The sequence below is a fragment of the Actinomycetospora sp. NBRC 106378 genome (assembly GCF_030269685.1).
Lineage (GTDB): Bacteria > Actinomycetota > Actinomycetes > Mycobacteriales > Pseudonocardiaceae > Actinomycetospora.
Map to the genome: position 1 here is coordinate 94,665 of NZ_BSTT01000004.1, position 16,684 is coordinate 111,348.

The 16,684-nt window shown below is 73.2% G+C and carries 15 protein-coding genes and 1 tRNA gene; 5 read left to right on the forward strand and 11 right to left on the reverse strand.

Features of this window, described 5'->3' with window-relative positions; all coding sequences use genetic code 11:
- Nucleotides 1–116: 116 nt before the first annotated feature.
- The 5 genes from QSK00_RS11895 to QSK00_RS11915 form a co-directional block, all read right to left on the reverse strand.
- Nucleotides 117–3,506 (reverse strand): arabinosyltransferase domain-containing protein, encoded by a 3,390-nt coding sequence (locus tag QSK00_RS11895; RefSeq protein WP_285590835.1) that lies wholly within the window; start codon nt 3,504–3,506, stop codon nt 117–119.
- A gap of 85 nt (nt 3,507–3,591) precedes the next feature.
- Nucleotides 3,592–4,506, reverse strand: coding sequence for a galactofuranosyltransferase GlfT1 (glfT1, locus tag QSK00_RS11900; protein WP_285590837.1), 915 nt, complete (start codon nt 4,504–4,506; stop codon nt 3,592–3,594).
- On the reverse strand, nt 4,503–5,309 hold the full coding sequence (gene wzt, locus QSK00_RS11905; protein WP_285590838.1) for a galactan export ABC transporter ATP-binding subunit Wzt/RfbE: 807 nt from the start codon (nt 5,307–5,309) through the stop codon (nt 4,503–4,505). The genes glfT1 and wzt overlap by 4 nt, the downstream gene beginning before the upstream one ends.
- Nucleotides 5,310–5,330: 21 nt before the next feature.
- Complete coding sequence (wzm, locus tag QSK00_RS11910) at nt 5,331–6,311, reverse strand: galactan export ABC transporter permease subunit Wzm/RfbD (RefSeq protein ID WP_285590839.1); 981 nt, start codon at nt 6,309–6,311, stop codon at nt 5,331–5,333.
- 47 nt (nt 6,312–6,358) lie between these two features.
- Nucleotides 6,359–6,907 carry a bacterial proteasome activator family protein gene (locus QSK00_RS11915; RefSeq protein ID WP_285590841.1) on the reverse strand — a complete coding sequence of 183 codons (549 nt, stop codon included), beginning with the start codon at nt 6,905–6,907 and terminating at the stop codon, nt 6,359–6,361.
- 226 nt (nt 6,908–7,133) lie between these two features.
- On the opposite strand from QSK00_RS11915, the gene QSK00_RS11920 reads away from it, so the two are divergent.
- On the forward strand, nt 7,134–8,351 hold the full coding sequence (locus QSK00_RS11920) for a cysteine desulfurase-like protein (protein WP_285590843.1): 1,218 nt from the start codon (nt 7,134–7,136) through the stop codon (nt 8,349–8,351).
- 93 nt (nt 8,352–8,444) lie between these two features.
- On the opposite strand, the gene QSK00_RS11925 is transcribed toward QSK00_RS11920, so the two are convergent.
- Nucleotides 8,445–9,437: an NAD(P)H-quinone oxidoreductase gene (locus tag QSK00_RS11925; protein ID WP_285590844.1), complete on the reverse strand. Its 993-nt coding sequence runs from the start codon at nt 9,435–9,437 to the stop codon at nt 8,445–8,447.
- 80 nt (nt 9,438–9,517) lie between these two features.
- On the opposite strand from QSK00_RS11925, the gene QSK00_RS11930 reads away from it, so the two are divergent.
- Both QSK00_RS11930 and QSK00_RS11935 read left to right on the forward strand, forming a co-directional pair.
- Entirely contained in the window at nt 9,518–9,982 is a 465-nt protein-coding gene (locus QSK00_RS11930) for a MarR family winged helix-turn-helix transcriptional regulator (RefSeq protein WP_285590846.1), read from the forward strand.
- A gap of 128 nt (nt 9,983–10,110) precedes the next feature.
- Nucleotides 10,111–10,198, forward strand: a tRNA-Ser gene (locus QSK00_RS11935).
- A gap of 34 nt (nt 10,199–10,232) precedes the next feature.
- Here QSK00_RS11935 and QSK00_RS11940 read toward each other — a convergent pair.
- Nucleotides 10,233–10,895: a TetR/AcrR family transcriptional regulator gene (locus QSK00_RS11940; RefSeq protein ID WP_285590848.1), complete on the reverse strand. Its 663-nt coding sequence runs from the start codon at nt 10,893–10,895 to the stop codon at nt 10,233–10,235.
- 68 nt (nt 10,896–10,963) lie between these two features.
- Between QSK00_RS11940 and QSK00_RS11945 the strand changes: the two genes are divergently transcribed.
- Entirely contained in the window at nt 10,964–12,094 is a 1,131-nt protein-coding gene (locus QSK00_RS11945; RefSeq protein ID WP_285590850.1) for an FAD-dependent oxidoreductase, read from the forward strand.
- Here the strand turns inward: QSK00_RS11945 and QSK00_RS11950 are convergent.
- From QSK00_RS11950 to QSK00_RS11960, 3 genes are all read right to left on the reverse strand, one after another.
- Nucleotides 12,075–12,407 (reverse strand): nitroreductase/quinone reductase family protein, encoded by a 333-nt coding sequence (locus QSK00_RS11950; RefSeq protein ID WP_285590852.1) that lies wholly within the window; start codon nt 12,405–12,407, stop codon nt 12,075–12,077. The genes QSK00_RS11945 and QSK00_RS11950 overlap by 20 nt on opposite strands.
- Before the next feature lie 71 nt (nt 12,408–12,478).
- Nucleotides 12,479–13,669, reverse strand: coding sequence for a low temperature requirement protein A (locus QSK00_RS11955; protein ID WP_285590854.1), 1,191 nt, complete (start codon nt 13,667–13,669; stop codon nt 12,479–12,481).
- Nucleotides 13,670–13,693: 24 nt separating this feature from the next.
- Nucleotides 13,694–14,380, reverse strand: coding sequence for a DUF1990 family protein (locus QSK00_RS11960; protein ID WP_285590856.1), 687 nt, complete (start codon nt 14,378–14,380; stop codon nt 13,694–13,696).
- 144 nt (nt 14,381–14,524) lie between these two features.
- Here QSK00_RS11960 and QSK00_RS11965 point away from each other — a divergent pair, with 144 nt between their 5' ends.
- A complete protein-coding gene (locus QSK00_RS11965) occupies nt 14,525–15,694 on the forward strand; it encodes an acyltransferase family protein (protein ID WP_285590859.1) in 1,170 nt (389 codons plus the stop codon).
- On the opposite strand, the gene hisC is transcribed toward QSK00_RS11965, so the two are convergent.
- Nucleotides 15,607–16,659, reverse strand: coding sequence for a histidinol-phosphate transaminase (hisC, locus tag QSK00_RS11970; protein ID WP_285590861.1), 1,053 nt, complete (start codon nt 16,657–16,659; stop codon nt 15,607–15,609). The genes QSK00_RS11965 and hisC overlap by 88 nt on opposite strands.
- Nucleotides 16,660–16,684 lie beyond the last annotated feature (25 nt).

A 16,684-nucleotide genomic window follows, 5' to 3' on the forward strand; every position in this document is an offset into this window, starting at 1 on the left:
GATCCGGACGCGCGGAGCGAAGTGGTCGCCCAGCGACCACTTCGCCCCGCCCGATGAGATCTTGCGATCGGGGAGGCCCTTCCCGACGGCGGGTCCGCCGCCGCCGGGCCGGAAGCTCACCTCTCCGGGGACGGGATCCCGGGCGGCGGGTCGCCGATCTCGCCCTCGCTGTGGTTGCCCCACACGGTCTTCTCGCCGTGCACGACCTGCGGCGCCACGGTGCCCGGGGCGTACGGCTCGAGCCGCTCGATGCGGCCCCAGTCCAGCGAGGCCTCGCCCTCGAGGTAGGACGGCACGTCCTCCTGGCGCTCGAGCACCTCGATCCACCCCATCGGCCCGCCGGCCGAGGGCTGCGACCAGGTCTCGCCCCCGATCCGGAACTGGGAGGCGTCGGCGATGAGCCGGTAGGTCGGCACCTCGGCGATGCCGTCGGCGACGTCGAACGGCCGCAGGCACGGCGAGGCGAACTGCACCGGCCACTCCAGGTAGCCCGGCTGGGTCCCGACCGCCTGGGTGAACGGCACCAGCTTCGGCCCCCGCATCGGGGCGACCGCGATCCAGCCGTCCGGGCCCAGCGAGCGGTCCTGGGCGACGAGGCGGACCTCGTCGGCCGTCGCGCCCTTGGTCGTGTTCAGGTTGACCTTGATCTCGCGCCACGGCGGCTCGTTGCCCCCGCCGCCCCCGAGCTGGTCGGAGCCGAGGATCTGGATGCGGCCGTCGGGGAAGCGCTTGGCGTACTGCAGGAACAGCGAGTTCCCGCCGTCGAGGCGGCCGGCCACCGAGATCACCAGCGGGGTGTTGCCGGAGCGCAGCGAGTCGTCCACCGACTGCCAGGGCGTGCGCAGGGTGCCGGTCGCGCGTCCCGTGGGGTCGAACGTGCCGAGGACCTGCGAGGACAGGTCGTTGCGCAGCGTGTACTCGTAGCCCGAGACGCCGGTGCCGCCGCCGGTGGGTGGCACGGCGTCGTCGGCGTGGAAGCCCTCGTTGAGCGGGGTCGGGTCGACCAGCTGCGCGAGCGGGCTCGACGCGGGCACGGTGTCCGGCGGCAGTGGGGCGGGCTGCTGGCCGGGCGCGAGCGGGACCTGCGGCGCCACGATCGGCAGCACGCCCCGGGCGGACGGCACGATCCCGGTGGGTGCGGGCGCCGTCGGCAGGATTCCGGCGGCGGGGCTGCCCTCGACCTTGACGTGGTCGGCGAGCCCGCACGAGGTGGAGAACGCGGTGCGCAGCACGTCGCCGCCGAGGGAGAAGCTGTCCCACTGCTTGTCGATCGCCTTCGCCATCGACCCCATCTGGAACAGCACGAGGGCCCCGCAGATCACCGCGATCGGTGCCGACCCGAGCCGTAGCGCCCGGGCCCGGCGCTCCATCGCGCTGCCGCGTCGCGACCCGCGCAGGCGGCGCATGCGCTCGCGCAGCGGCGCCGAGGCCGTCGTCAGGAAGCTGGGACCGGTCTCCGCCGGGACGCGGCGCTCCTCCGGGATGCCCCGCAGGTGCTCGATGGCCGCGACGACGAGGAAGACGAAGGCGATGCCGAGGAGGAACGTCGAGGCCTGGTGGCCGTGGTACGACGGCGGCTTGTCGTTCCAGGGCACGCCCCAGTTGTTCGTGTACCACCAGGTGTTCGGGCCGGTGAAGGCGAGCGCGAGCGTCGCGAACACGGCGGCGAGGAAGAGCGAGCGGTTGCGCCGGGAGCGCAGCACGTCCGAGGACGTGGCGAGCGCCGTCAGCGCCGCCATCCCCGACCCGAGCGCGGCGAACGCACCGAAGTGGTGGGTCCACTTCGTCGGCGTCAGGGCCAGCACGAGGAATCCGAGCAGCGTGGTGCCGATGAGCCGTTGCGACGGTCCCAGGGCGGCGCCCTTGATGCGGTTGCGGCGCAGCAGCACCACGAGACAGACCACGAGCCCGAGGATCAGCAGCAGCACCGGGGCCCGGCGTTCCAGCGAGCCGTCCGCCGAGACCGAGAACAGCGACTCGTAGCGGACCACCTCCTGGTACCAGGTGTAGTTCGGGCCCAGCAGGAAGCGGACCCGGTTCGCCTCCATCACCGCCGCGTAGGTCTGGTCGGCGAACACGGCGACGAGGACGATCAGGCCCGCCGAGAGGATCGGCAGCAGCACCGGCAGCCACCCGAGGCGGCGGACCCGTTCCTGCACGAGCCGGAACAGCGGCCGCGCGGCGGCGAGGAACGGTGCGACGGCCATGAGGCCGGTGGGGGTGGCGGCGAGGGCGAACGCGGCGGCGACGAGGCCCAGCGCCACCGGGGCGAGCCGGCGGGTGGCCACGGCCCGCTCGACCGAGCAGAACGCGAGCAGCGCGGAGATCACGGCCACCGGCTCGGGTCGCAGCCCGTTGTTGAACGGCAGCCAGAACATCAGGAAGACCATCGCGGCGGCCCAGCCGGCGGCCTTCGAGCGCCGCACCTGCTGGCCGAGGCGGGGGAGCATCTCGCGGCTGATCAGCAGCCAGGACACGATCCCCATGAAGACCGAGGGCAGGCGCATCCACAGCACGTTGTCGCTGACCTGCACCCACACCGCGTACAGCTCGTAGAACCAGCCGAACGGTGCCTCGGGGACGTTGAACCAGCGGTAGTAGTTGCCGATGTAGCCGGCGCTCTCGCGGGCCCGCGCGATGCCGAGGATGTAGCCGTCGTCGGAGGTCTGGGAGCCGATGACCGCCCAGACGGCGAGCCCGGCGACGACCACCCCGTCCCGCCAGGTCGGCACCCACCAACGGCGCGGGGCGAGCCGCGGGGCCCGCCGGCCGGCGCGGGTGTCGAGCACGTGCAGCGCCCACACCGCGCCGAGGAAGCACAGGATCGCGAGGAGGCCGGCGGCGGTCTTGAGGGCGGTCGCCGTCGTCTGGAAGCGGGTGTCCGGGGTGATCGAGACGCTGGTGCCGGCGACGGGGTCGCGGTTCTGGTCGAGGTCGGAGTAGATGCCGACGACCTGCGGCCGGAAGTCACCGCCGAGCGTCGTGTCGGCCCCCGCGCCCAGGTTGATCACCGTCTCGGAGAAGTCCGAGGTGATCGTGACGTCGCAGGGGCCGCCGGGGATCGGCTCCTGGGCGGCCTGCTGGCCGCGGTCGGCGACCGTGAGCTGCCCGTCGTCGACGAAGAGCTGCATGCCGACCTGCGCGCCCTGCGGCGAGAGCGGCGGCGTCGTGGAGAACACCGTCGCGCGCTGGGTGGCGCGCGCGTCGAGGCTGCGGATGGCCGCGCACGGGATCGTCGCCGTCATCGACTCCGGCCGGAACGCCACGAGCGGCGCGTCGACCGAGCGCGTGCCGGTGGCCGCGGTCGGCCACTGGATCGTCGCGGTGTCCTGCACGACCGGCAGGAACGGGTAGACGACGGCGAGCACGGAGCCCAGCCCGCCGAGCACGATCGCGATCCAGCGCCACCGGCGCAGCACCCGCTGGTCCGCCCGGGCCGACGCCGGGTCGGGGCGGGTGGCGTCCGCGTCGCGGGTGGTCGGCGGGACCGAGTCCGAGGTCAGCACGGGGTGCGTCCTGACATGGGGTGTAGGACCTCCGGAGGGAGACGGAACGGAGTGGAGCTCGACCCGTCGTCGGGAAGGGGGGAGCTCATGCCCGGCGGAACCTCTCGCGGCGACCGAGCCGGACGAGGCGCAGCCACTCGCGCAGCGCCGCCGGGTCCCGTCGCTCCACGAGGAAGTACCAGCCGAAGCGCAGGTGCTCGATCGCGCCGAGCTTGCGCAGCCCGGGCTGGGCGAGCAGGTAGCCGCGGTTGCGGTAGGTGTAGTAGCGCTTCGTCGCGTCGCCCGGATCCTGGGCGTGCAGACGGCCGCCGAGCATCGGTTTGAACTCGTCGGATCCGTCGGGGTGGACGTAGGCCGTGGTCAGGCACGTCCCGTAGGGAAGCCCCGAGCGCATGAGGCGGCGGTGCAGTTCGACCTCGTCGCCGCGCACGAACAGGCGGAGATCGGGGACTCCCACCACATCGAGTGTCTCGGCGCGGAAGAGCGCGCCGTTGAACAGGTGGGCGATGCCGGGCATCAGCTCGCCGTCGCCGAACCCGTCGAGGTCGCTGCGCCGGCGCACCCAGGTCAGGCCGCGGCGCAGGGGGAACGCCAGGCGCTGCGGGTCGGCCGCGTCGGCGATCACGGGGGACACCTCGGCGAGTCCGCGGCGCTGCGCGACCTCGAGCAGCGTCGCGAGCACGTGCTCGTCGGCGGGTCGCCCGTCGTCGTCGGCCATCCAGAGCCAGTCCGCGCCCGCGGCGAGGGCGGTGAGCATGCCGAGGGCGTAGCCGCCGGCGCCGCCGAGGTTGTGGCGCGACGGCAGGTAGGTCACCGGCAGGCCGCAGCCCTCGACGACCTCGCGGGTCTTCTCGTCGGGCCCGTTGTCGACCACCACGAGATGGTCCGGACGGCGGGTCTGTGCGGCGATGACGGCGAGGCCGTCGGCCAGCAGCTCCGGGCGGTGCCGGGTGACGACGACGGCGTGGACGGTGCCGTCGGTGCCGCTCGACCCGCTCACGGACGCGCCTCGCTGGGTGCGTCCGCCCCGATCCGCTTGAGGGTCTCCGGGCTGAGCGTCTCGAAGAGGTCCCGGCCCTTGTAGTGACTCACCACCTCACGCAGCGAGCCCTGCTCCTTGATCTCGCCGGTGTCCATCCAGATCGCGGTGTCGCACAGCTCGACGAGGAATTCGTCGGAGTGCGACGCGAAGACGAGCATCCCGGAGCGCGAGACGAGGTCGCGCAGCCGGTCGCGGGCCTTCTCGAGGAATGCCGCGTCGACCGCGCCGATGCCCTCGTCGAGGATGAGGATCTCGGGGTCGATCGAGGTCACGACGCCGAGCGCGAGCCGGACCCGCATGCCCGTCGAGTAGGTGCGCAGCGGCATCGAGAGGTAGTCGCCGAGCTCGGTGAACTCGGCGATCTCGTCGACGCGCCGTTCCATCTCCTTGCGGGTCATGCCGAGGAACAGGCCGCGGATGAGGATGTTCTCGAGCCCGGAGATCTCGGGGTCCATCCCGACGGCGAGGTCGAAGACCGGGGCGACACGCCCTCGAATCCGTGCGCGCCCCCGCGTCGGTTCGTAGATGCCGGCGAGCAGCCGCAGCAGGGTGGACTTCCCGGCACCGTTGTGCCCGACGAGTCCGACCCGGTCGCCCGATCGCAGGCTCAGGTCGATGTCGCGCAGCGCCTCGACCACCGGCACCTTGGCGTCGGTGATCCGGCCGCCCGCCCGGCCCAGCACGGACTTCTTCAGGCTGCGGTTCTTGGCGTCGAAGATCGGGAAGTCGACGCTCGCGCCCTGGACATCGATCGAGACCATTACATCTCTTCCATGGCTAGCTCACACCCAGTACGCGACGCGGGAGCGGTAGTTGCGCAGCGCGATCAGGGCCAGCGCCCAGCCGACCACGGTGATCACGCCGACGACCGCCCAGTGCGTCCAGCTCTGCTCCTGCCCCACCAGCGGGGCCCGGAAGATCTCGATGAAGTGGTAGAAGGGGTTCAGTTTCGCGAGCTGCTCCACGATCGCCCGCGTGCTGCCCGGCTCGCCGCCGCGGAGCAGGTCCGGGGTCCAGATGATCGGCGTCATCGTGAAGAACAGCTGGATGAAGCTGTTGATCACCGGCGGGATGTCCCGGAAGCGGGTGGCGATGATGCCGAAGAGCAGCGTCACCCAGAGGCCGTTCGCGACGATGAGCACGAACGCCGGGACCGCGAGCAGCGCCCACCAGGACAGGCCCGGGTGCAGGATGCCCGGCGTGTCCAGGGTGCCGGGCACCTTCGCGACCATCCGGTAGGGCTGGTCGAGCTGGCCGAAGAAGATCACCAGCACGATCACGTAGACGACCACGTTGTGCGCGAAGAACAGCACCTGGCGCCACACCGTGCGGAACACGTAGATCATCAGCGGCGCCGGCAGGAACCGGATGAGGCCCTCGTTCGCGATGAAGGTCTCGGTCCCCTCCAGCACGCAGGCGCTGATGAAGTACCAGATCATGAAGCCGACGGTCACGTACGGCATGAAGGTGCCGATCGGCTGACCGAACAGCTGGGAGTACAGCCCGCCCATCGCCGCCGCCGTCACGGCCATGCTGATCGTGATCCACAGCGGGCCGATCGTGGAGCGCCGGTAGCGCTGCTTGATGTCCTGCCAGCCGAGGTGGCCCCACAGCTCGCGCTGCGCGATGGCCTGGCGGATGTCGCCGAAGGCGCGCTTCCAGGAGCGCGGGGACGCCCCGTGCAGGTCCGGCCCGGCCGCGTCGTCGCCCGAGTCGTCCGACGGATCGTCGGCGCCGGGGCGCGCGAGTGCAGGGACGGCCACGGGGCGTGAGCGTACCTACCGGGGAGTGCGGGCCCCGATGCCAGCCCTCAGAGGTACTGCCCGGTCGTCGCCCCGGAACCGGTCGCACCCCCCGCGCCCGCGGGCAGTCCGCGGCGCATCTGCTCGAGCTGCATGCGGGCCGCCATCTGCTGGGCGACCAGCGCGGTCTGGATGCCGTGGAAGAGCCCCTCGAGCCAGCCGACGAGCTGGGCCTGGGCGATCCGCAGCTCACCGTCGGTGGGCGTGCCGTCCCCGAACGGGGCGATGATCCGGGCGAGCTCCTCCCGGAGCTCCGGCGAGAGCGCCGACTCCAGCTCCGCGAGGCTCGAGGCGTGGATCTCCTTGAGCCGACGACGGCTGGCGTCGTCGAGCTCGGTCGCGCGCACCTCCTCGAGGAGCTGCTTGATCATCGTGCCGATCCGCATGACCTTCGCCGGCTCCTCGACGGCCGACGACAGGTCCTCGCGCTCGCCCTCGGCCTCCTCGACCTCCCCGGAGGGCATGCGCACGGTCCCGACGGGCCGGCCGTCGGCGCCGACGATCATCACCTGGTCGCCCGCGGAGACCCCGGACTCGTCGCTGGGCTGCTCGCTCATGACCGCCATCCTGGCAGTCCCCGCCGTCCGGTGACGGGGATCCGCACCGCTCCCGTGTGGCAGGAGAGCGTCGTTGCCGTCGTCCCGTGGCGGTGACGCCGCATCGTCGGGACGGTGGGTGCGCACTGCGCCGGTCGAGCCCCCTGCCGACGGGGAGCCTCCGCCGGTCGAGCGGCGAGCGGACCGGGCTCGGCTACGGCCCGGAGCCGACGTACCGTACTGGAGCATGACGGTGGACGTCGCTCGGGTCCGGGGCCAGGTCCCCGCGCTCGGTGACGGCTGGGTCCACCTGGACGCGCCGACCGGGATGCAGGTCCCCGAGCAGGTCGCGACGGCGGTGTCCTCGGCGCTGCGCGCGCCGGTCTCGCCGCCCGGCTCCGTGTTCCCCGCCTCCCAGCGGGGCGGCGCGATCGTCGACGCCGCCCGGCGCGCGGTGGCCGACCTCGTCGGCGCGGAGCCCAAGGGCGTCGTGCTCGGATCGTCCGCGGGGTCGCTGCTGGAGCGGCTCGCCGACACGCTCTCCTCGTCGTGGTCGCTGGGCGACGAGGTCGTGGTCTCCCGCCTGGACGACCGCGCGAACGTGCTCCCCTGGACGCGGGCCTGCTCGCGGACGGGCACGGCGGTGCGCTGGGCCGAGGTCGACATCGAGACGTGCGAGCTGCCGAGCTGGCAGTACGACGACCTGGTCGGCCCCCGCACCCGCGTGGTCACGGTCACCGCGGCGTGCAGCCACCTCGGCACCCGCACCGAGATCGCGGCGATCGCCCGCAAGGTGCACGCCCTACCCGCGCCCGCCTCCGGGGTGGAGCCGCTCATGGTGGTCGACGCCTCGGCCGCGGCGCCCTACCTGCCGCTGGACCTGGAGACGATGGGCGCCGACGTCCTGGTGCTCTCCGCCGCCGCCTGGGGTGGCCCGTCGGTCGGCGCGCTGGTGTTCCGCCAGCCCGAGCTGCTCGATCGGCTGCCCGCCGTGTCCTTCGACGCCGCCGCCCGCGGGCCCGAGCGGCTGGAGGTGGGCGACGCGCCGGTCGCGCTCCTGGCGGGCCTGGCCGCGTCCGTCGACCACCTCGCCGAGCTCGACGACGGCGCGCGGGGCTCCCGGCGCGACCGGGTGCTCACCTCGATGTCCTCGCTGCGCGCCCACCACGACGAGCTGACCGGCTACCTCGTCTCCGAGCTCCGGTTCCTGCCCGGCGTCAGCGTGATCGGCGACCCGGCCCGGCGGATCCCCACCGTCGCGTTCGTGGTCGCCGGTCGGACCGCCCAGGAGGTGGCCGAACGGGTCGCCGACCAGGGCGTGTGCGTGCTCATCGACCCCGGCGACCAGGGCGCGCTCGAGGTGATCGGCGGGGCCGAGATCGGCGGGGTCGTCAAGGTCGGGCTGGCCCACTACACGTCCCGGGCGGACGTGGACGCCTTGCTGGGCGCGCTGTCGCGGATGTGACATCCCCTGCCGCGGCAGGAAAGCGTCGTTGCTGTCGTCCAGTGGCAGTCCCGCCGCATCCTCGGGAGGAGCCGCCCGGCCCGCCGTCGGGAATCAGGCCTCCGGCACCTCGAGGATGATCTTCCCGACGACGCCGCCGTCGTCCATGAGCTGGTGCGCCCGAGCGGCCTCGGGCATGGGGATGCGCTCGTGGACGATCGGCCGGACGCGGCCCGACTCCACGAGGGGCCACAGGTCGGTGCGGACCGCCGCCACGATCGTGCCCTTGCCGTCCGGCCCGTCGGTGGGGCGGCCCCGCAGCGACGTGGCGGCCACGGAGAGCCGGCGGGTCAGCATCTTCGCCAGGTTGATCTCGCCCTTGGCGCCGCCCATGAGGCCGATGATCACCATCCGGCCGCCGGCCGCCATCGAGTCGAGGTTGGCGTCGAGGTTGCGGGCCCCGATGTGGTCGAGGACGACGTCGGCCCCGCGGCCGTCGGTCGCCTCCGTGACCAGCTCGACGAGGTCGCCGTGGTAGTCGAGGGCCGCGTCGGCCCCGAGGTCGCGACAGAGCTGGAGGCGGTCGTCGTGACCCGCCGTCGCGAGCACCGTCGCCCCGAGGGCCTTCCCGACCTGGATCGCGTGCGTCCCGATCCCGCCGCTCCCGCCGTGCACGAGCAGCGTCTGGCCCGAGCGCAGGTCGGCCGCGAGGACGAGGTTCGACCAGACCGTGCACGCCACCTCGGGCAGCCCGCCCGCGTCGACCAGCGAGACGCCTGCCGGGACCGGGAGCAGCTGCGCCGTCGGGACGACGACCTTCTGCGCGTAGCCGCCGCCGGCCAGCAGCGCGCAGGCCTCGTCGCCGACGTTCCAGCCGCTGACCCCGGGCCCCACCGCGCTGATCCGACCGGAGCACTCCAGGCCGGGCAGCTCCGAGGCGCCGGGCGGCGGCGGGTAGTTGCCCTGCCGCTGCATGACGTCGGCGCGGTTGACCCCCGCGGCCACGACGTCCAAAACCACCTCGCCCGTGCCCGCCTCGGGGTCGGGCTGCTCGGTCCACTCGAGGACCTCGGGTCCGCCGGGCTCACGGATGGCGATGCCGTACACGGCGGCGGACGCTAGCGGTCCACGCGTCCGGACGCAGAAGGACGAACCGGAAGCGGTTGCCTGCCGCTAAGATGCACGACATGTCCACCTCGGAGGAGCCGCGCTGGCTCGACGCCGAGGAGTGGCGTGCCTGGCGGAACTTCATCGCCGGGCAGGCGCTCCTGCTCGGGCGACTGGGTCGTGAGCTCTCCGACTCCCACGATCTCGCGTTCGCCGACTACGAGATCCTGGTCCGGCTCTCGGAGAAGGCCGATCACCGTCAGCGCATGACGTCGCTGGCCGAGGAGGTCGTCGCCTCCAAGTCCCGCCTCTCCCACCAGGTCGCCCGGCTCGAGGGACAGGGTCTGGTCCGCCGCGAGGTGTGCGACTCCGACGGACGCGGCGTCTTCGCCGTCCTGACGCCGGAGGGCTTCGCCCGCCTGGAGAAGGCGGCGCCGGACCACCTCCGCGGCGTCCGCGAGCACTTCATCGACCTCCTCGACGAGGACGAGCGCCGCGTCATGGGCGACGTGATGGAGCGCATCGTCGCCAAGCTCCGTCCCTAAGCCCCTTCCCGACGACGGGTCGGGTCGGCATCCGCCGGGACGTCACCCAGCCGCCCGGGTGGGCAGCGGCCGCCCGATCAGTGACGTCTCGACGCGCGCCGGGGCGCCGGTCCCCTAACCTGGCCCGCGGAAGCGTGGCAGAGCGGCCGATTGCACCCGCCTTGAAAGCGGACGTCCAGAGATGGACCGGGGGTTCGAATCCCCCCGCTTCCGCCAGCGGCAGCAGGCCCTGCGCTCCGCCCGGACCGGATCACGGCGGCGGGTAGAGCGCGGCGATCCCCGCCAGCGCGATGTCGATCCCGGCGAGGAACTGCTCGCGGTCGTCGTGGTCGCGCATCTGGTCGCCGATCGTGCGCGTGAAGGACCACTCGTCGGGGCCCAGCTCCTCCCACCTCGTCGCCATCGCGTCGAGCATCTCCTCGCGGCTCGTGCCCGGCCGGGCCGCCTGCGCGTTCGCCGCGTTCTGGGCGGCCGCGCCGAGGACGTACTGGACCAGCACCGTCGTCGTCACGAACCAGTCCCGCTGCGGCACCCCGAGCGCCCGGACCTGGCGGCCGACCGCCTCCACGATCCGGGGGGTGCCGGCCTGCCACGCGCCGGCGGAGAGCTGTGCGGCGATCCACGGGTGGTCGTCCACCGCGTCGAACAGGCCGAGCGCCACGGCGCGCACCCGGTCCTGCGGGGAGCCCGACGCGGGCTCCTCCTCCAGCGCGGCCAGCACGACGGCGTCGGTCGCAGCGCCGAGCAGCTCGCCCTTGTTCGCGACGTGCCAGTAGATGGCCCCGGGTCCGGTGGCCAGGCGCTCGGACAGCACGCGGAAGGTCAGCCCGCCCTCGCCGGCGGCGTCGAGGACCTCGATCGCCGCGGCGACGATCCGTTCCCGGGAGAGCGACTCGGACCGACGGGGTGCCACACGCCCATCTTGACACGGCTGGAACCGCGTTCCAAACTGCGATGGAACAACGTTCCAGAGGAGCTGACATGGTCACGATCGTCGGTGCCGGCCTCGGCGGCCTGGTGCTCGCCCGCGTCCTGCACGTGCAGGGCATCCCCGCCGTCGTGTACGAGGCGGAGGCCTCGGCCGACGCCCGCGCCCAGGGCGGGATGCTCGACATCCACGAGCAGGACGGGCAGGCGGCCCTCGAGGCCGCCGGGCTCACCGCAGGCTTCCGGGCCCTCGTCCTGGAGGGGCGCGAGGCGATGCGCATCCTCGACGCGCAGGGGACGGTCCTGCTCGACGAGCCCGACGACGGCTCCGGGGGCCGACCCGAGGTCCAGCGCGCGGAGCTGCGCCGGCTGCTGCTCGAGTCGCTGCCGGAGGGCACCGTGCGGTGGGGTCACAAGATCACGTCGGTGCGGCCGCTCGGCGACGGCCGCCACGAGCTGTCCTTCGCCGACGGCACGAGCGCGACGACCGACGTCCTCGTCGGCGCGGACGGCGCGTGGTCGAAGGTCCGCCCGCTGCTCTCCGACGCCACGCCGACCTACGCCGGCCACTCGTACGTCGAGACGTGGCTGTACGACGGCGACACCCGCCACCCCGCCGCGGCCGCGGTCGTCGGCGGCGGAGCGCTCATGGCCCTCGCCCCCGGACAGGGCATCTCGGCTCACCGCGAGAGCGGCGGCACGCTCCACGGCTACGTCGCGCTGACCCGCCCGCTCGCCTGGTTCGACGCACTCGACGCGGACACGCTCACCGCCAGGGTCGCCGCCGAGTTCGAGGGCTGGGCCCCCGAGCTGACCGCGCTGCTCACCGAGAGCGACACGGCGCCGGTCGTGCGGCGCCTCCACACCCTCCCCGTCGGCCACCGCTGGGAGCGCGTGCCCGGCGTCACCCTCGTCGGCGACGCCGCCCACCTCGCGCTCCCGAACGGCGACGGCGCCAACCTCGCGATGCAGGACGGCGCGGAACTGGCCCTCGCGCTCGCCGCCCACCCCGACGACGTCGAGGCCGCGCTCACCGTGTTCGAACAGGCCATGTTCGCCCGGGACGAGACGGCCGACGGGCTGGAGCTCCACGACCTCATGTACGGCCCCGACGCCCCGGACAGCCTCGTCCGGATGTTCGAGCAGATGGGTTCCCGCCGGGAGGTCACGCCGGATCGAGCGTGACCTCCACGTGCACGTCGACCTCGCCGTCGCGCACGGCGACGGCGTGCCCGGTGCGGGTCCGGCCGTCGAGCAGCAGGGAGACCGGTCCGCCGTCGCCCAGGAAGTTGCGCCACCAGCTCTTCTGCGCCGGTGCTCCGATCCCGATCCACACGTGGTCACCGTCGCGCCGGTAGCCGACCGGGAACGAGAACGTCCGCCCCGAGCGCCGCCCGGTGTACGTGACGATCGCGAGCGAACCGGCGCCGACCCCGCGCCGCACGAGGGGGAGCACGACCCGGTTCAGCGCGGCGGCCACGGTCTGCACGACGGTCATGGTTCCCGATCCTGCCCGCGAGCGTGGCGATGTGCTGACGTCGGGCGTCAGCGGTGGGCCACGGCTGATGCTCAGCCGGCCGCCGCCCGGGCCCGCCGTCGGGTCGTGAGCAGGAAGGCCACGAGCACGGCCAGCAGCACGAGGCCCATGAGCAGGATCGACACCCCGTCGCCGACCAGGCCGGCGACGGCGGCGCAGGCGAGGACCCCGACCGCACCCGCGACGGCCAGGCCCGGCACGAGGGAGCCGGCCGCCCAGGTGAAGCGCCGCAGCGCGGTCAGGGTCACGAGCACGAGGGCGATCGGCACCGCGACGGAGAACGCCGCGGTCACCGGGGAGACGTGCGCGACGTGCTCCTCGACGTCGACCGCCGCCTCGATCCCGCCGCCGACCGCGGCCACCGCCCCGAACACCAGGTAGTGCCCGTAACCCCAGGTCAGCGCGACGCGCAGCGAGGTGAGGCCCTCCTCGTCGCCACCCAGGAAGTAGATCCACCACAGTCCGACCACCACGAACAGCCCGCCCAGCCCGAGGACGAGCAGGCCGATCGAGAAGCCGGTCTGGGTCAGCGCGCCGGCGAACGCGTTCGTGATCCCGAGGATCACCTCGCCCAGCACGATCAGCGTGAGCAGGCCGTACCGCTCGGCGATGTGCTCCGGGTGCCACGGTGTCGCCGGTCCGCGCGACTCGGCCAGCGGGGGCAGCGACACCTCGGCGAGGATCAGCACGACCGCCGCGACGAAGATCCACGGCGAGGGGACGAGCACCAGCAGCACCCAGAGCACCTGCAGGACGACCAGCCCGGCCGCGTAGGTGCGGCAGACCCGTCGTCGGGACGGATCGCCGGCGGCGGCCCGCAGCCAGAGCGCGACCATCGCGACCCGCATGATCGTGTAGCCGAGGATCACGGTGCCGAGATCGCCGCGGAAGACGTCGGGGACCCCGACGGCCAGGACCAGGACGCCGGCCATCTTGAGCAGGGCGAGGGCGCGGTAGGGGGCGTCGTCGCAGTCGTAGGCCGAGGCGAACCACGTGAAGTTGATCCACGACCACCAGATGGCGAAGAAGACGAGCAGGTAGCTCAACAGCCCCGCCCCGACGTGGTCCTCGGCGATGGCGTGGTGCAGCTCGGCGGCCGCGCGGGAGATCGCGACCACGAACGCGAGGTCGAACAGCAGCTCGAGGGGCGACGCGGCGCGGGGGGACTCGTGCGGGTCGCGCGCGACCATCGGCCGCCGCCACTGGGTGCGTGGGCTCGTCACGCGGCCGAGCCTGTCAGATCCGTGTCAGGCCGAGGGAGCCCGCACGATGTCGTCCGGCCCGACGGGCGCCGGTGTGGGCCGCGGCTGCCCCTCCAGCACCTGCCGCACCCGCTCCTCGAGCTTGCTCGCCACCGCCCGGTAGAAGCGCCGCTGGGTGTAGCGGCCGAACACGAGGAAGCCGAGCGCGATGACCGGGTTCGGGATCGACGCGCGGGACGAGACGCCGGTGATCACGAACTCGACCCGCCCCGTCGTCGTGTTCTTGACGACCTCGTAGACCAGCCGGCCGCGCTCCAGGTGCTGTCCGAGGGTCTGGTAGCTCCAGCCCCAGACGCGCTCCTCGGCCCCGTCCGCCCGGACACGCGTCTCGTCGACGACCGTGTCCACGCGCACGCCCATCGGGAAGCGCAGCACCACGAAGCGGCCCTCGAGCAGCATGTCGCGGCCCTTCAGCGGGACCTCGGCGTGGAACAGGGCCGACATGATCCACCGGTCGGCGAACTCGTAGTCGTGCACGAGGGCGCAGGCGATCTCCCAGGGCCCGCCGGGTTCGGGGTCGCCGGGGTCCTCCACCGCGAGCGTGTGGCGCAGCCGGTCGTGGTGCCAGCCCTTGCCACTCGTCGTCGAGGGGTCGTAGTTCAGTTCGAGGCCCGCGATCTCGGCGAGGTCGGCCGCCGGATCGGACACCGGGCTCAGCCGCATGGTCCGCATCGCGCTCCTCATACCCGTTTTTCCCGGCGAACGGTCGTGCCCCTCCCGGTCGCCGCGCGGTCGCGGCCGTTCGGCGGCTCCACCCCCGGGCACTCACGCACCTCTCAGCGACCGCTCAGGAGCCGTCCGTAACTTCCGTCCGCGATGACGCTCCTCGACGAACGCCCGACGCGGGTCCGCAGCGCGGAACCCACCGGCCGCATCCTGCGCCCGGCCGCGTCGGGCGAGCGACGCCTCTCGTGGGACGTGATCCGCGTCCTCGCGGTGCTCTCGGCGATCGTGCAGCACGCCACCTACACCGCGCAGGGCGTCATGCCGTGGCTCGCGCCGCCGCCGTTCACGTGGAGCGTCGAGGCCGGCGCGAACACGCTCATGGTGATCTCGGCGTTCTTCGTCTGCGTCACGATCGCGAAGCGCCGTCCCGGCCGCTGGTGGTACCAGCGTCTCGCCCGGCTGCTGCCCGCCTACCTCGTCGCCGTGCTCGTCACCTACGTCGCGACGCTCTTCGCCGCCGACTTCGGCTACTGGCGTCCCGGGGTGCGCGACCTCGTCGGCAACCTGCTGCTCGTCCAGAGCTTCGACCCGGCCGTGACCTACATGGACCACTCGTACTGGACGCTGCCGCTCCAGCTCGGGGTGTTCTCGCTGGTGGCGCTCACCGTCGGGCTGCTCGGCCGCGACCTCTGGCGCCGCCCGGGCGTGCTGCCGGCGCTCGCCTGGTTCGGCGTGATCGCCCCGGTGCTGCTCGCGACGTACGCGACGGGCTGGCTCGCGGTGCTCTCCGACGGGTTCGTCATGTGGCGCTGGCAGCTGTTCGCGATCGGGCTCGCCATGTGGCTGGCGAGCACCCGCCGCATCTCGCTGACCCACCTCGCCGCCCTCACCGCGGCCGGGGTCCTCGCCGAGGCGGTCATCACCCCCGACACCGACTCCGCGATCGTGCTCGCCGCGGCCTGCCTGCTCGTCGGGGCGGCGACGCTCGGCCCGGACTGGGACTTCCTGCGCGTCGGCCCGCTGCCGCGGATCGTCGGCTGGGCCGCGGGCGTCTCCTACGGCGTCTACCTGATGAACCAGCAGATCGGCTACTTCTTCGCCTGGCTCGCGCAGGACTACGCGGGCGTCACCGGCTGGGGCCGACTGCTCGGTGTCCTCGGCCTGGCCTTCCTGCTCGGGTGGCTGCTCACCCGCTACGTGGAGCGGCCCACGTTCCGGGCCCTCACCCGGCGTCAGGAACGGGGGAAGGACCGCGCGGCGTCGAGCAGCAGGTCGTTCTCCTCGGGCGCGCCCGCGGAGACGCGCACGCCGTCGGGGTGAAAGGCCCGCACGACCACCTTGTGGTCGAGCGCGTGCTCGGCGAACGCCTGCGTGCGGTCCCCGAGCGGCAGCCAGCAGAAGTTGGCCTGGGTCTCCGGGACCTCGTAGCCCGCCTCACGCAACGCCGTCGCCATCCGCTGTGCCTCGTCGGCGGCCCCGCGCGCGTCGGCGAGCAGGTCGTCGAGGACGTCGAGGGCCGCGAGCGCGGCCGCCTGGGCGGGCGCGGACACCGAGAACGGCACGGACACGCTCTTCAGGGCGGCCGCGAGGTCCGGCGCGGTGACCGCGTAGCCGACCCGCAGCCCGGCGAGCCGGTGCGCCTTGGAGAAGGTGCGCAGCACCGCGACGTGCGGGTGGGCGTCGAGCAGCGTGAGCCCGTCGGGCACGTCCGCGTCGGCGACGAACTCCCGGTAGGCCTCGTCGAGCACGACGAGGACGTGCTCCGGGACCCGCGCCATGAAGTCGACCAGTTCCCGACGACGGATCGCGGTGCCGGTCGGGTTGTTCGGGTTGCAGACGAACACGATGCGGGTGCGGTCGGTGATCGCCGCGAGCATGGCCTCGAGGTCGTGCTCGTGGCCCGCGGTGTTGGGCACCGGCACGGGCGTGGCGTGGCCGATCACCGACACGATCGGGTAGGCCTCGAAGGAGCGCCAGGGGAAGACGACCTCGTCGCCGGGCGAGCACACGGCCGCGACCAGCTGGCCGCACAGCGCCACCGAGCCGCAGCCGACGGCGATGCGGTCCGGAGCGACCCCGAGGTGCTCGGCGAGGCGCTGGGAGAGCGTGGTGACGGTGATGTCGGGGTAGCGGTTCCCCGCCGCGACCGCCTGCGCCACCGCGTCCTGGACACGCCGGTGCGGCGGCAGCGCGACCTCGTTGCTCGCGAGCTTGACCGCCCCGGGGACGGTCCGCCCGGCGACGTAGGCGGGCAGCGACGACAGATCCGGACGCAACGGTGTCACGCCTCCACCGTAGTGCGGCCCCGAC